The following is a 15,202-nucleotide window of genomic DNA, read 5'->3' as shown; positions in this document are numbered from 1 at the left end:
CCCGGACACTCCCGGCGCGGACACGTCGGGGGAAAATCATGTCATGGGTAAACGATTGGAAGCCGGGAATCAGTCAACCGGCATGGGCGGACGACGGCGAAACGGAACGAACCCTGTGCGCGCGGTTTCCCGTAAGCAGAATGGAATCAACGGGGAGGATGGTAAATCATGTCCGTTAACCGGACAGGGGAAAGGAGGGCCTGATCGGTTGGGAACGGTCTGGAGACAATGGCGAGGTGGTTTGTGTCAAAAGCAATGCAGGCCAGATCATTTCCCCCGGTCGAAACCCGAACGGGAGTTTCGTGAAGCGGGGCTGGCGTGACCGGTTTCTTGGAACAGTCGGGGCCGTGGCATTTCGGTTTGACGGGAGCCGGGCCGTGGTTGGCGGCCAGGTGGCCGATTCCGGGAGGCATCTCCGGCATGTTGTAATCACCGCATCCCGCATCGGCCTTGTCGGGCACGAACGCCGCCCCGGCCAGCACCGCGATGGCGATGATGAGCTTGTGACGGACAGATGTGAGGGAGAGAGAGAACATACTCGTCCAAAAACGGCACCACCAAGTTCTAAACGGCCTGCAAACGAAACACAATCAAAATCTTAATAGTTTGTTAAAAGGACTTGTCCGGGCATCTGAAATCAGCCTGAAACACCTTCATTGATTGACCGCCGCTTAAGCCGATGGCCGTTGAAAGTCCGGACCATCCAACCAGACGGCCTTGCAACCGACACAAATTACCCGGACGGACCATTCCGCATTCCCGGCGATTCCGGCATGACCCTGATGTCGGGAATTCGAGAGGGCCAAATCCCATGTCTTTGCCGGAAAACCCGGCACCCCGGCTCCAACACGCGCCGACTGAATATACGGTCCCGCCGTCATTTCGCGCATCTTGATGAACATGCCCCGGCGGTCGAATTATTCACTCCTGCGAAGGATTCGTCGATGAACGTTCGATCCCTGTTGGGCGGGGCTTGCACCCTGCTCGTGACCGCCGGCGTTCAGGCCGAAATCCCGACGGTCGGCCCGGCGCTGGCTCCCCCCGCAAAAGTTTCCGACACCCCCCCGCTTCGTCCGGCGCCGACTTCCTACGCGAAGGTGAAAGTGAAGGGGGGCGAGGTGAAGCCCGCCAGCATGAAAGTGGAGGAGGACGCGGTCGTCTCCCCCGCCGAATCCAAGCCCGCGGACCCGGCCCTGGCGGTCAGGCCCCCGGTTCCGGTTTATTCGCCGCTTTGCCTGGATGAATTTGTCACCGGCCCCCGGATCTGGGCCAGCGCGGAAAGCGCCCTGTGGTGGATGAAACCGGGGCCGGTTCCACCGCTGGTCACCCGTGGAAACCTGGCGGACCCCATTCCGGGGGCGTTGGGTCAGCCCGGCACCCGCGTGATTTATGGCGGGAGCAACAACACCGTCGATTACGGCTCTCAAGGGGGTTTCCGGTTCAACGCGGGGGGCTGGCTGGATTCCGCCCATGATCTCGGACTGGAGTTCGGCGGGCTCTATTTCAGCAACAAAAGCGAGTCGCCGTTCTCCGCCGGTGGAAACGGCCTCTATCTGCCGGTCACGCTGGCCGGAACCAACACGCCGGGAACGTTCGTTGTTTCCGATTCGACGGTGGGTTTCAACGGCCGGCTGAGCATCACCGACGAGACGCAATTCTGGGGGCTTGAAGGGAACGCCCTCACGTCCTTCACCAGTAGAGAAGACATTTCCGTTGTGGGGATCGCGGGCTTTCGCTATCTCGATCTCAGCGAACGCCTGACCACAACCCTCACCTCGGCGGACACCATCTTCGGCGGTTCGCTGACGGCGACGGATAACTTCCGCACCCGCAATCAGTTTTACGGCGGGCAACTCGGCTTGCAGGCCGCTGTGTCCGAGGGGCGGTTCTTCGCCAGCATGCGGGCCACCGTCGCCTTGGGCGGCACGGTTGAATCCCGAGACGCCCGCGGCATCTCCTCCGGCGACGCCCCGCCCGCCGGGACGTTCCCGCACGGCGTCTACGTCCAGCAAACCAACTCCGGCCATTTCTCGGACGGCGAATTCAGCGTCGTGCCGCAAGTCGGCCTCAAGTTGGGGATGGACGTGCTGCCCTTCCTGCGGATCTTCGCCGGTTACGACTTCCTGTACTGGAGCAACGTGGTCCGCCCCGGCAATCAAATCGACACGACCGTGAACCCCACGCAAGCCTTCGGCGGCACCCTCGCCGGTCCCGCCCGCCCCGCCCCGATCATCCGCTCCTCGGACTTCTGGGCCCACGGCGTCACCCTTGGGTTGCAACTGCGGTATTGATTGGCCGCTGTCCCCGGCTTAACGCGATTCGGAACAGTCTGCCTGAATCAACAAATATTGGTCAGGCAGCGCTTCCAGCCCCTTTCGCAGGTTCTTGTTGAACTCGCTCCAGTCAATCTCGGCCAGCGTGAGATTTCGACCGCCAAAACCTGCGGAAACGCTGATGCCGCCACCCAAGCGTTTGTCGCCCACAATCACGCGGCTGCCATGACTCAACTGTGGTGACAATCCCTTGCGAGGAATCCGATCGGCGATCAACGTGACGACCAGAAGAACCCCGCTGTCGTCCGGGATTCGTTCCAGCGTGATCTTGAGGCCACGCGATCCCTCCGGAAGCGATCTCGCGGTTTCTTTGAGCAAATCCATCACCGTGCCTTCTGTCAGCGTTTTTCCTTGGAAGGCTTCCACTCGGGCGCGGGTGGCCTCATTTGGTTTCGCGGAATCGCTCGCAAAACGAACCTCGGCAACGATCAAAGACAGTCGCACGGCCAGCGATTTCACCTCGGCATGCGCCGGGTGATCCGGCTTAAGCGAGGCCAACAGCTTGCGGACAGCCGGGAGGGCCGGCAATCCAATTTCCGCAAGGGCTGACGAAGCCTGCTTTTGTTCGGCCGGAGTTTTCGCCGCCAGCATCGCCTTCAGAAGCGGTTCCAGCCTGGCCTCCGGCGCCGGCGTGATTCGACGCGGCGCCGGCACGGGCACCGGTTCTTTGCCGCGTTTCTTCAGCCAGATATTTTTGATCTCCAAATGCTGGCGTTCGCGAATTTGCATTGGTCCTGTGATGTCGAAGAGCTTCGGCTGATTCAAGCGTTGGGCCAGAGCCTCGGCGGCCAGATCACCAATCATGGGCTCGTTGACAGATTTGCCGTTGGCCCGGCTGGAATAAGAATGCACCCGTTCTTGGTCGCTCATGATTTTGACGAGAACATCCTCGATTGCCTCGGTGGCCTCTTTTGTCAGCGGGTTTTTGCGAAGATCATCCTCCACGACCCTCAATTGATTGACGACGAAAGATCGGACGAGTCCCTCAAGAAAGGACATCTCTTCCCCCAGAAGTCGGATCGTCGCCGGATCGCCGCTTTGGATGAGAGCATTGGCCAATCCGATGATGGCCCATCGATCTTCTCGCCAGTCGATGTCTTTGTCCGGTATTTGCTTCCATTCGCGGACCAAAGACTTGAGGCCTGTCGAATCTTCGCGGGCAACCAGTGCGGCGGCGGCTTTCACACGGGATTCCAAATAAGGCCCGCTCACCTCTTCTTGGAGAAAGGCCGTCACCTTTTCATCTTTCAATTGATCGGCGGCCAACACCAAACGAGATCGCGTCCAGGCTTTCTTGCTGGCTTTGGCGCCTTGGATGATTGGCATCAGAGCTGCCTCGGAATACTTCCCGACCAGTTTTTCGGCCAGTTCAGCACTGTCGCGGTCACCCCTGGCCACCCCCTCGACAAGCATTTGCTTTTCGCCCTTGCTCTGAAACTCCCGCCACCATTTCTCGGCATTTTCCCGAGATTCTTTGCCCTTGCCCCCCTGAATCGGATAATGGCCACCTTCAAAAATTGTCCGGCCGGTGATGCTCTCAAAGATCTGCTGGCAACAATCGCCATACCGGAGCAGGTGTTGCCCGTCCGGCGAGTAAATTCGCCAGTGGCCCTTGCAACGAGTGGGCCGGGCATCGTCCAAATGCGCGATGAGTTGAGGGACGGCGGCGAAGCCAAGTTTCTTCAATTCAATGGCGGCATTGATTTTCTTTGCCTGGTCGTCCGTCATAAATGCCTCACTCAAAACATAACATCGGCCGGGATTGGACCATTGGCCAATGTCCAGATCTCGCAAGCGATATAGCCAATAAGCAACACGTTGATCGACCGTCATTTTGGCGAGCATGGCGGGAGTCGGTTCGACCCAACGTGCATCCTCATCAATCAGGCTCTGATAGTGTTTGGCCATCTCCTTTGCTTCGTCACGGTATTGGTGGTGAGGAATAGCCGCGATGGTTTCCCACCGCTTCTGAAGTTCCTTGCGGGAAAGGCTGCCGTGCCCTGCATAGATCGCGTTGTTACGAAGTTGGGTGGCAAGCTGCCCGCCCACGAAGCGGTGGAGTTCGGCAATACGTTCATCGTCTCGAACGTATTGGTCCGAATAGGTCGTGTGCGCTTTGCGGGCATGGTTGTAAAGTTCGGCGGCGAGTTCCTTGCGTCCCGTTTGACTGGCAAAATGGGCGTACCGGGCCGCCTGAACCGCAAGTTGGGACCGCCCGTCAACGAATCCGAATCTGGCCTCGTTTTCCTGGTCCTTGGGCGGGCCATCATCAAGGAGCTTTTTGCAGGCGACAGAGAAATCCTGTGGTTCGATTTGCCACGCAACGGATCGGTCGGCATTCCAGATATCCGCTAATGAAAATTGTCCCTTCTCATCTTTCTTGATCTCCGGGCGTTTTTCATCAGGCATTGGCATCCGCAATTGATAAACATCGCCTTCTCGATCAAGAAGAGTGATTTCCTTTTCACCTTTCTTGACAAGCCAGCCGATCCGTTCGGATTCGTGCTTCGCCGGTCCGACGCTGATTTTCACCCACGGTTTGTCCTTCACATCCGGCGTTCCCGGCGGCGAAAACACTTCGGCCAGACGCTCGAAATCAACCGGCTGCGGTGATTTGTTTTTCCCATCCTCACCCCGCGCCGGTTCACGATTGGCGAGGAAAACGAGACATAAACCCGCAACGCAACAAAGGCGAACAAGACGAGGCGAGGGCATCAGCATCTTCCTTGAAAGGAATCGCCAAGATGAGCGGTCAATCCGATTGGTCGGCGACACAAGTGCGGATTATCCCATCCTGGCAAACCTGTGTCCGCCGGTTTTCCCTGCCGGGTTTTGGCGGATGCCTCATCACCGGCAATGATTGTTCCTTTGTCAGGATGAGCATATCAAGGTGAATAGCCCAAGAGCGTATTCACCCGAGGCGATCATGCGTTTCATTCCTCTCCTCTTGTTGGTCTCATTTCCACTGTTCGCGGAGGAGCCGAAGGGCCGCCGCGATGTTCCTTATGCCGAGCCGGTCCATGAACGGCGGACGCTTGATGTCTATGCCCCGGCCGAGGGCAAGGGGCATCCCGTCGTTTTCTGGATTCATGGCGGCGGTTGGCAGGCGGGGGACAAAAAGGAAGTGCAGTTGAAGCCGAAGGCATTCACGGACAAAGGCTTTGTTTTTGTCGCCACCAACTATCGATTCTTTCCCACGGTCACCATCGGGGAAATGGCGGGCGACATTGCCAAGTCAATCCGATGGGTCCACGATCATGCGAAGGAATTCGGCGGCGATCCGGACACGATCTTTGTCATGGGGCATTCGGCCGGCGCGCAACTGGCGGCGTTGATCTGCACGGACGACCGCTACTTGAAAGCGGAGAAACTGCCGCTGACCATCATCAAGGGTTGTGTGCCGGTGGATGGCGACACCTACGATGTGCCGATGCAGATTGCCACCGTCGAGGAACGCCGGGCGACCAGTTACAAGAAGAAGTTCGGCGACGAGAAACAGCAGAAGGAACTGTCGCCGGTCACGCATGTCGCCAAGGGGAAGAACATCCCGCCGTTTCTGATCCTCCACGTTGCCGACCATCCAGAAACCAAGGCGCAATCGCAACGGCTGGCGAAGGCCCTCATGGATGTCGGCACCCCCGCCAGCGCCTACCCGGCCGAGGGGAAGAATCATGGCACGATCAACTCGGAACTAGGGATGGCCGATGACAAACCGACGAAAGCCCTGTTTGAATTCGCGGACAAACTGCTGAAGCCCCGCTGAGATCACTCCTCCGGCCGGTTCTGCTTGGCTTTCGGCTTCGGCTCCGGCGGCACGTCTTTGCCGGCGAGGGCGGCGTATTCCTCTTGTTGTTTGGTCCAGATAACCGCCAGTTCGCGGGCTTTCTCCGGCTTGTCCTTGGCCAGATTTTTGGATTCAGAGCGGTCGGAACTCAGGTCGTACAACTCCCACGGGCTCTCTTTTCCGGCGGCGACGATCTTCCAGTCGCCGACGCGCAAGGCCCGGTTGCCCTCGTGTTGCCACCACAAGAAATCTCGTGAAACTGGCCCGTCTTTGGCGAACACCGGCACGAGGCTTTTGCCGGGCGGGGCAGGGACGGGCTTGCCTTCCCATGTTTCCGGGCGTTTGCCGCCGGTCACTTCGAGAATCGTCGGCACAAGATCGATGAGGTGGCCGGGCGTGTGCCGGGTTTCGCCTCGGGCGGCGATGCCTTTGGGCCAATGAACGATCAGCGGGGTAGAGATGCCCCCTTCGTGAACCCATGTCTTGTGTCGACGAAACGGGGTGTTGGCCAGGCTCGACCAACCCGGCCCGATGCTCAGAAAGGTCGCCCCGGTGCCGCATTCGGCGTGTTGGTCGTGGCCGTCCCCCCGGACCATGATCTCGGCGCTGGCCCCGTTGTCGGACATGAAGAAAACCAGCGTGTTATCGAGCGATTTGGCCGCCTTTAATTGATCCAGCACGCGGCCGATTTCGCGGTCCATGCGGTCAACCATCGCCGCATGAACCGCCATCTTGTCGGCTTGAAATTCCCGCTGTTCCGCGTTCAGATCCTTCCACGGAAGCGGGCGGTTCAACTCATTGGGGCCGAGTTTCTTGATGGCCTCGGGAAACGCATAAGGCGGCCCGACCTCCCGCTCGATGGCGGACAACGATGTCCCGCCGATCTTGAGTTCCTGCAACCGCCGCCAGCGGTCTTCCCGCATGGCGTCCCAGCCATCCAAATATTTCTTGCGGTACTTGGCGATATCCTCCGGAGGCGCTTGCAGCGGGAAATGCGGGGCGGTGAAGGCAAGGTATTCAAAGAACGGTTTGTCGGCGTGTTTCTCCGCGTGTTCCTTCAAGCATTTGACGGCATGATCGGCGATGGCCGTGCTGGAGTAATAACCGCTCTTGGCATCGGCGGGGGGCAGCGGCTTGTCGTCCTCCGTGTGTTTGCGCGGGGTGAAGTGCCGGTCGTGATCGTCGAGACTGTAGGAGTGGTCGAAGCCGTTTTCCAAAGGTTTGCCATCGACATGCCACTTGCCCGAGTGATAGGTGCGGTAGCCGAACGGTTTTAGCATTTCCGGCAGAAGTTTGGCCCAAGCGGGACGGACGCCCTGGCTGCCGCTCTTGATGCCGGGGACGGTGTCCCGGCGAACCTGTTGGGCGTAGTACCCGGTGAGGATCGACGCGCGGGACGGCCAGCACCGGGCGGTGTTGTAAAACTGCGTGAACCGCAGGCCATTTTTGGCGAGCATGTCCAGATTCGGCGTCGCAATCTCGCCGCCGTAACATCCGGCGTCGGAAAAACCCATGTCATCCGCGACGATGAGCAAAATGTTGGGCCGAGCGTTGTCGGCGGCTGCCACCGAGGTCAGCGAAGCCAGCATCAACCCGGTGAGCCAAAGCAGTTGTCGTGTCATGTGGTCAATCCATTTGGGAGAGATCAGAGCTTCTTCAACATCTCGGCGACCTTGGCGTAAAAGAGTTGTTCCCACTCGGGGGCGAGCAGGCAATCGCTGTCCTCTTGGGCGCCGCCGACGTTTTCGAGTTGTTTGGCCGTGGGCGAGTAGTAAATGTATCCGTTCGTGTAACCCGCCACGAAGGTTGTCTTGTGCGGGGACGATTTTTTGATGTTCAAGCCAATCTCGACCGTCAATTCGCCGGGGAAGGTCATCAACACAAAATCGCCGACACGAAGAGCCGTCATCTCCACTTCAATCGGCTTTCGCCCGGCGGCCAGATACGACGCCTGATGCTTTTGCAGCAGGGCCAGATTGGTTTGCAAGCGGGTCAGCTTCTCCATCGTGAAAATGTTGTCCAAATACTGCTTGAGGTTCTTCCGGTTGGTTTCGTCCATCTTCAGCAAATCATCGCGGCCAAGCATTTTCTCGGTGAGATAGCGGTGGGAGTAGTAGGAGGGGAATTCGGCCGAGAGATTGTGTTTCGCCGTCAGTTCGAGAAAGGTCTTCAAGTTCAAACTGGTTCCGTGAAGCGATTTCAACAGCTTGGTTTGCTCGGCGAGCATCGCGGCGATTCGTTCCGTGTGATCGGCCCTCGGCAGGTTGATTTTCTCATGCACGATCTTCAAGGCCGCTCCCTCGGCCCCTTTGATCTTCCGGGCCGCTTGCAGGACGGAGAGGCCGAGCATGTTGCCGAGCGGTTCCGCGTTGTGGGGTTGGTTGACATCCTTGTAAACGGTCGGGTTGATATCCCCGGCGCAGCCTTGGACGAACAGGGCCACCGTGTCGTCGCCCAGATTATTCTCGATCACCCCGGAAGAAAAACCGGTGATGTCCGCCGTGTTGCCGCCGTTCGGCATCCCCATGATGGGATGGCAGGCGAAATTGTAAACGACCGCCAGCGGTTGCCCGTTCTTCTTGTCCAACCGCAGGATGCCGATCTCGGGATCGATGGGGCCAACGGCCGCGACTTCCTCATCCGCCGGCATCGAATAGGCATGCCGGACATCGGCCTCTTTGCCGTTCTTCAACCGGAGCCGCCGGTTCTCCGAGATGCGTGTTTCCCGGCCAACGCCGACGCCGGCCGTCACCGGAAGCAGCTTTTTGACGGCCTGCCGAACCGCTTCGACTGTCTTCTCATCGACGTCGGCGCAGACGATGCCGTGGCAATGGCTGGCGTTGACCATCACACTGTCCGGCTCGATTTGCAATTCTTTTTGAAGCTTCCCCCGGACCTTGTCCAGGTAGTCATTGGGAATCGGCCCGATCCCGCCGATGGCGACGGCATCCACGGAGATCATCACCGCCGTGGCGCTGCCATTCTTGATGACGAGGGCGCGGGCATAGAGCGGATCGTTGGCCGGGAAGATTTGCTTGTTGGTGATCTCCACCTTCGCGGCCCCGGCCAGTAATTGCCCCGCTTTGGCCGGTTCGACAACTGGTTGCTTCTCGACGACCTTTGGAGTCTCGGAGGTTTTCACGCCCGGTTGCCGTGTGGCCTCCGGCCGGGGTTCTTCGCAACCAGCCATGAGAAAAACAAACAGCAGCAAGCCACAGCGGCAGGACATGTGAGCCACCTTCGCAGGAGGAATCGGCGCGCAAAGCCAAGAGCGGAAAATTGTACCCGGAGCTTTTGGACGAAACCATTTGGAGGTGAATTCAACGGTTTTGGAGGCGAGTCCAAAACTCCGGGGCGTTTTCAGCCAGTGCCCCGGTGATGCCAGTTTACCCGGCAGTGACCATTTCCGCATGAGTGGGAGCGGCCGCTTTCTCTTTCGACACCGGCTCCGCCTTGACCGTCAAAACGGGACAAGGGGCTTTGCGGACCACTTCTTCGGCCACGCTTCCGAGAATCAACCGGCCGATCCCGGTGCGGCCGTGGGTGCCCATCACGATCAGGTCGGCCTTCACATCGAGCGCCGTTTCGATGATCGCCGTCGTAGGCGAACCGGCGAGATGGATCTTCTCCATCCGCACCCCCGGCGAGGAGGACTGGATCTCCTGCATTTTTTGCTCGGCATCCGCATACAACTCGGACTCGTCGTAGGGAATGATGATGCCGTCGCCGACCATCTGGGTCACCGGCTCGATGGTGTGTAAAATAATCAGCCGGGCTTCATAATCACGGGCCATCTCGCAGGCATAATGAAACGCCGCCTCTGATCCGGCCGAGAAATCGGTCGGATGAAGAATAATGTGAAACTGTCTCATGGGAATACCTCCGAGGTTCCAGATTGTTCCGATGGCCGATATTTTTGTGCAACCCGCATACCATCGAACAATTTTCCGGGCTTCACACCTGAGAAATTCATCACCGGCTTGTCCGTCGGAAGCGCGCCCTCCACGCTTGGAATAAAACCGTCTAACTTTTGATTGGCTCTCAACATGCCACCATTTTCTCCGGCCGTTTGGAGTCTTCCCGTCGAGGATGTGCTGGCGCGGTTAAACGCCACGGCCGGGGGGCTTTCCCGCGAGGAAGGGGAACGGCGGCTCGCCACCAGCGGAGCCAACCGGCTCCGGCGAAACCGGTTCTCAGCCATCTCACTGCTGTTGGCTCAGTTCTCCAGCCCGATTATTTTGCTGCTGATCGGCGCCGCCGGGTTGTCGTTTGTTCTCGATGATCCGGTCGATGCCGGGATCATCATCGGGCTTGTGTTAGTCAGCGGGTTGCTGGGGTTCTTTCAGGAACGGGGTTCCTCGCTTGCCGTGGAAAAGCTCCTCTCGATGGTGCGGGTACGGGTCACGGCCATTCGTGATGGAGTCCCCGTTGATCTGGCCCTTGATGAAATTGTGCCGGGGGATGTCGTCCGGTTGAAGGCGGGCGACAGCATTCCGGGGGATTGCCGGGTACTGGAGGCGAAAGATCCGCACGTCAACGAGTCGGCGCTGACCGGCGAGACCTTTCCGGTCGAGAAAGCCCCCGGCGTGGCCCCGGCCGATGCGCCCCCCGCGAAGCGAGGCAATTCGCTGTTTTTGGGAACTCACGTCATCAGCGGGACCGTCACGGCCTTGGTCACGGCCACCGGATCGAACACCGAATTCGGGAAAATCGCGGAGCGATTGCGATTGCGACCCCCGGAGACCCAGTTTGAACAGGGAGTGCGGCACTTCGGCTATCTGCTGATGGAAATGACGCTCATCCTGGCGCTGGCGATTTTTGCCATCAACGTCACCCTGCATCGCCCGGCGCTGGATTCGTTGCTATTCTCCCTGGCGCTGGCCGTGGGGCTGACGCCGCAACTTTTGCCGGCCATCATCAGCGTCAATCTCTCACGCGGGGCAAGGCGCATGGCGGCGGCCAAGGTGATTGTCAAACGCCTCGCGGCTATCGAAAACCTCGGCAGCATGGATGTGCTTTGTTCGGACAAGACGGGAACCCTCACACTGGGCGTCGTCGAATTGCGAGGCGCCCTCAACGTCTCCGGCAAACCATGTGATGATGTTTTTCTGCACGCCTATCTGAATGCGTCTTTGGAATCGGGCTTCACCAATCCCCTCGACGAAGCGATCCGCAATCACGCCAAGCCGGATATCTCCGCTTACCGCAAACTGGACGAAGTACCCTACGATTTTCTCCGGCGACGACTTAGCATCTTGGTCGCCGGTGGCAACCAAAGTCTCATGATCGCCAAAGGTGCATTGGACAACATTCTGAATGTCTGCTCCCAAGTCCGAGTGGAGGATGGAAAAACGGTCCCCTTGGACGGAATGCGATCAGAAATCAACACACTGTATCATCGTCAAAGCGAAGAGGGGAACCGCGTCCTTGGCCTCGCCATCCGGGAAATGGGGCAGGCCGTCGGGATCGCCCGAGAGGACGAGAAAGGCATGACCTTTCTGGGATTCCTCGTCTTCTTCGACCCGCCCAAACCCGGCGTGGCAGCCACGATCACGGAGATGCGGCGAATGGGCGTCGCCTTGAAAATGGTGACCGGGGACAACCGGTTGGTGGCGGCCCATGTGGCGAAGGAAGTGGGGCTGACTCACGCAGAGGTTTTGACCGGTCCGGAGATCGGCAAGATGACGGCCGAGGCGTTGCGTAAACGAGTCGAAGAAGTGGACGTGTTCGCGGAAGTGGAACCGCAACAGAAAGAACTGTTGGTCGCGGCCTTGCGGAAGGGGGGCCATGTCGTCGGTTTTCTGGGGGATGGCATCAACGATGTCTCGGCCCTGCACACGGCCGATGTTGGCATTTCTGTGGATAGCGCCGTGGACGTGGCCAAGGAGGCCGCTGATATTGTGTTGCTGGAAAAGCAGCTCGGTGTCCTTTCCCAAGGAATCGAGGAGGGACGCCAGACTTTTGCCAACACGATGAAATACGTGTTTATGGCCACCAGCGCCAATTTCGGCAACATGTTCAGCATGGCCGGGGCCTCGTTGTTTCTGCCGTTTTTGCCACTGTTGCCCAAGCAAATCCTGCTGATGAACGTGATGACCGATCTTCCCGAGATGGCCATCGCCAGTGATTGCGTCGATCCTGAGATGGTGCAAAGCCCGCGGCGATGGGACATCCGTTTCATCCGCAAATTCATGCTGGTTTTCGGCGCCCTCAGTTCGCTGTTCGACTACCTCACATTCGGCCTGTTGATTTGGATCTGGGGCGAAGACGAGAACTTGTTCCGGACGGCTTGGTTCGTGGAATCGATCATCTCGGCCACGGCGATCGTGCTGGTGATCCGCAGCCGGCGCCCGTTCATCCGCAGCCAGCCCGGCCGGGCCTTGGCATGGGCCACCGCGACGGTCATTGGCCTCACGCTGGCGCTGCCCTATTCCTTCGCGGGCCGCTGGTTGAATTTCGTCCCGCTTCCCTTTTCACTGCTCGCCACCATCGGGGCGATTGTGCTGTGCTATGTCGTCGCCGCCGAGTTCGTGAAACGGGCTTTTTATGCCCGCGTCGATCCATGATACTCCGACTCGAAACCGCCAAAGCGTTACAAGCCCCCGGTTTTTCGGATTGCAAAACCGGTCAAAATCGGACCCAAAAGTGATGTGAAAACGCCGAAAAACACACTCCGGCGATCATTTTGGACAGTTGGACACCCCAAAAGTGGTCAAAAACAGTGGGCCAACTGAACACTATTTTTCAAAACCCCCGGTAAAACAGAGGGGTCGCTTAATGATTTTGGAGTAATGCGCAGCGATTTTGAGGCATTGGAAATGGCCCATTATGGGAAGAGCTGCTTCCAGACTTGTTGGCGGCGGGTTGAACGATCAGCTTTGGCGGCCCGAACAGCATGATCCGTTGCCGTGGGTATTTTTGCCAAGTTGGTCAAAAGATGATGGACGTGACAAAGGAACGTGTGCGTGTCGAGGAGCAACCTCACGGCATGTACTCGGTGAAGTCCTTCAGGTGATCCTCATCATCGGACAGGATGGTCAGCATCCCCTTGCATGAACCGAAAATTGGAATCGGCTTCTCCGGGGTTGGTTTTACCAACTTGGCGACAGGCAGATCGTCCCGCGTAATAACGAGTTCGTCACCGGGTTGGAGTTGTTCGATCAACAAGGACAATTGAGATTGCGCCTGATCAATGGTCAGTGTCGTCATGATGCGTCCTCCAACCCGGTTGTATCACAACCGACCCTTTACTTCTTCACCGGCTTGTCCTGACTTTCGACCCACGCCTTCCACTTGGCATGGGCGGTTTCCCGTTTGGCGTCGTCTTGGAAGCCATAGGCGCCGCAACTGTCGGGCCAGTCGATTCCGACGCGGTCGTCGTTGCCGAATTCCCAAGGTTTGCAACGTTTGTCGAAGCCGAAATCACCGGGTTTTTGCCCCGAAAGGATGATGCTGACGCCCAAGGCCATGTCGCGAAGTTGGACTTTCAGGGGCGGCACATCGCCAGCGAACAAATTTGTCTCAATCAATGTGTGGTCCGTAAGCGACGGTTCCAAATCTTTCAGGTTGTTCTTGTCGCCCAACTTTACCAAAGTCATCATCGCCCGGCCGCGAAAATGGCCTTCCAGTTTCTTGTCGGCGATGGCTTTCAACACGGCAGGCGATGCTTCTTTCATCTTGGCCGATCCGGCGAGCAAAAATCCATTCGAGGCCACATAGGGATCTTTTTCCTTCGGGAGCCAGTGCAAGAACAGCTTCTTCATGCCGGGGATTTCCTCCGGGCCGCTCACCGCTTGTTGCAGTTTCTTCGAGTTCATCAGCATTGCATAAGTAAAAGCATTTTCAGGATCGTCGATGAATCTCGGGTTCGCGCGGACGAACAAGAACAGAGCCATCTGGCTGCGTTCAGTAAACAACTGGTCGGTGCGAGTTTTGTTCGTGATGGGCTGGCGGGGCGGTAAATGACTCGACCAATGATCGTACAGTTTGTCAATGAACTTGTTCATCAGCATGGAACCGGCTTTCGGGTCCGATTCCATGGCCTCGATGATGGCATGGTGCGAATCCAGCATCTCCGCATACAGTTGCCGGGGCGCGAGGCCGTCTCCCGTGATGGCGATGAACTGTTCCAATCCGACAAGTCCCTTCGGCAGCGGGCCAAGAGGTTCCTTGAGCAACTGAGCCAGTTTTTCGTTCCGCTCTTTTGCGGCCGCAACAGGCAATAGCTGGCGGCACCGCTCGGCCACTTCCGAATTGGCGTCTTTGGCTCCAGCGGTTAGATAAGGAACCGCCTCCGTCCCCTTCTTCAACAAATCACGGGCGGCGATTTCCCGCACTTGGAAGGATTTATGCCCGAGTTGCCGGATTAATTCCAGCATTTTGGGGTCGGGTGAAACTGGCATGTCCGGCGGGGCACCGAGCAAGACGACGGCGGCGATAAGACCGAAAAGCGGGTTCATGGGCGTCAGCCTTTGGGAAACGTAATCTTCGGGCGGCCAAAATGTTGATTTGCAGAATTTACACCGAACTCTTTCGCCCGTCGAGGCCACCCGCCGGTTGACTCATCGGGGAGGGTGGCTATCATCTGCAAGGATGGATGGAACGTGTTTTTCCGGACCCAACCCATGATCCTTGCCGATGCGGTGCTGACCACCGCCGGAGTGGAGTCGGCCTTTAGCCTGGCCGACTATTACCCGGTGTTCATCTTCCTTGGCGTGGTGACTGGCTTCGCCTTGAGTTCGCTCATCGGCTCTCAACTCTTCTACCGCCTTGGATTGAAGCCGTTCAAGCCCACCGCCGTCAAGGCGATGGCCTATGAGTCCGGGATGGACCCGGTCGGCACCGCCCGGATGCAATTCGATGTGAAGTTCTACCTGATTGCAATTCTCTTCCTCGTGTTCGACGTGGAATTGCTGTTCTTGTATCCGTGGTCCGTGGTCGCCTATTCCGACGGTTCCTCCCCTGAGTGGAAGCAACTTTTCGGCCGGCTCGTGTTCTGGGAAATTGTCGTGTTCATGATCTCGCTCGGCATCGGTTACATCTATGCCTGGCGTAAGGGCGTCTTCAAGTGGAAGTGACCGGGCGG

Annotated in this window: 12 protein-coding genes; 4 read left to right on the top strand and 8 right to left on the bottom strand. The window is 58.2% G+C overall.

What is annotated here, in order from left to right; genetic code table 11:
• Positions 1-146: 146 nt before the first annotated feature.
• The gene (locus BGIM_RS0126070; RefSeq protein ID WP_020472647.1) at positions 147-536 is read right to left on the bottom strand and encodes a hypothetical protein; all 390 of its coding nucleotides are present in this window, start codon (positions 534-536) and stop codon (positions 147-149) included.
• Between the two features lie 408 nt (positions 537-944).
• Here BGIM_RS0126070 and BGIM_RS0126060 point away from each other — a divergent pair, with 408 nt between their 5' ends.
• On the top strand, positions 945-2,291 hold the full coding sequence (locus BGIM_RS0126060) for a BBP7 family outer membrane beta-barrel protein (protein WP_029630548.1): 1,347 nt from the start codon (positions 945-947) through the stop codon (positions 2,289-2,291).
• An 18-nt stretch (positions 2,292-2,309) separates the two neighbouring features.
• Here the strand turns inward: BGIM_RS0126060 and BGIM_RS0126055 are convergent, their stop codons facing one another.
• The gene (locus tag BGIM_RS0126055; RefSeq protein WP_020472645.1) at positions 2,310-5,048 is read right to left on the bottom strand and encodes a hypothetical protein; all 2,739 of its coding nucleotides are present in this window, start codon (positions 5,046-5,048) and stop codon (positions 2,310-2,312) included.
• A 211-nt stretch (positions 5,049-5,259) separates the two neighbouring features.
• Here BGIM_RS0126055 and BGIM_RS0126050 point away from each other — a divergent pair, with 211 nt between their 5' ends.
• Positions 5,260-6,096: an alpha/beta hydrolase gene (locus BGIM_RS0126050; protein ID WP_020472644.1), complete on the top strand. Its 837-nt coding sequence runs from the start codon at positions 5,260-5,262 to the stop codon at positions 6,094-6,096.
• A gap of 2 nt (positions 6,097-6,098) precedes the next feature.
• Here BGIM_RS0126050 and BGIM_RS52440 read toward each other — a convergent pair whose 3' ends face one another.
• The 4 genes from BGIM_RS52440 to BGIM_RS63325 all read right to left on the bottom strand — a co-directional run bounded on the left by BGIM_RS52440 (position 6,099) and on the right by BGIM_RS63325 (position 10,165).
• Positions 6,099-7,739 carry an arylsulfatase gene (locus BGIM_RS52440; protein ID WP_020472643.1) on the bottom strand — a complete coding sequence of 547 codons (1,641 nt, stop codon included), beginning with the start codon at positions 7,737-7,739 and terminating at the stop codon, positions 6,099-6,101.
• A 23-nt stretch (positions 7,740-7,762) separates the two neighbouring features.
• Positions 7,763-9,346 (bottom strand): hypothetical protein, encoded by a 1,584-nt coding sequence (locus BGIM_RS0126040; protein WP_020472642.1) that lies wholly within the window; start codon positions 9,344-9,346, stop codon positions 7,763-7,765.
• 157 nt (positions 9,347-9,503) lie between these two features.
• Positions 9,504-9,989, bottom strand: coding sequence for a universal stress protein (locus BGIM_RS0126035; RefSeq protein WP_020472641.1), 486 nt, complete (start codon positions 9,987-9,989; stop codon positions 9,504-9,506).
• Positions 9,986-10,165 carry a hypothetical protein gene (locus BGIM_RS63325; RefSeq protein ID WP_020472640.1) on the bottom strand — a complete coding sequence of 60 codons (180 nt, stop codon included), beginning with the start codon at positions 10,163-10,165 and terminating at the stop codon, positions 9,986-9,988. The genes BGIM_RS0126035 and BGIM_RS63325 overlap by 4 nt, the downstream gene beginning before the upstream one ends.
• Here BGIM_RS63325 and mgtA point away from each other — a divergent pair.
• Positions 10,164-12,683, top strand: coding sequence for a magnesium-translocating P-type ATPase (gene mgtA, locus BGIM_RS0126030; protein ID WP_020472639.1), 2,520 nt, complete (start codon positions 10,164-10,166; stop codon positions 12,681-12,683). The genes BGIM_RS63325 and mgtA overlap by 2 nt on opposite strands.
• A 415-nt stretch (positions 12,684-13,098) precedes the next feature.
• Here mgtA and BGIM_RS0126025 read toward each other — a convergent pair whose 3' ends face one another.
• Together BGIM_RS0126025 and BGIM_RS0126020 are read right to left on the bottom strand one after the other, a co-directional pair.
• Positions 13,099-13,326 carry a type II toxin-antitoxin system Phd/YefM family antitoxin gene (locus BGIM_RS0126025; RefSeq protein WP_020472638.1) on the bottom strand — a complete coding sequence of 76 codons (228 nt, stop codon included), beginning with the start codon at positions 13,324-13,326 and terminating at the stop codon, positions 13,099-13,101.
• A 38-nt stretch (positions 13,327-13,364) separates the two neighbouring features.
• Positions 13,365-14,576 (bottom strand): hypothetical protein, encoded by a 1,212-nt coding sequence (locus tag BGIM_RS0126020; protein WP_020472637.1) that lies wholly within the window; start codon positions 14,574-14,576, stop codon positions 13,365-13,367.
• Between the two features lie 165 nt (positions 14,577-14,741).
• On the opposite strand from BGIM_RS0126020, the gene BGIM_RS0126015 reads away from it, so the two are divergent.
• A complete protein-coding gene (locus BGIM_RS0126015; protein WP_063607915.1) occupies positions 14,742-15,194 on the top strand; it encodes an NADH-quinone oxidoreductase subunit A in 453 nt (150 codons plus the stop codon).
• Positions 15,195-15,202: the final 8 nt, after the last annotated feature.

The sequence above is a fragment of the Zavarzinella formosa DSM 19928 genome, assembly GCF_000255705.1.
Lineage (GTDB): Bacteria > Planctomycetota > Planctomycetia > Gemmatales > Gemmataceae > Zavarzinella > Zavarzinella formosa.
The sequence above is the reverse complement of the archived record's forward strand: the minus strand, read 5'-3'. Positions and strand labels throughout refer to the sequence as shown.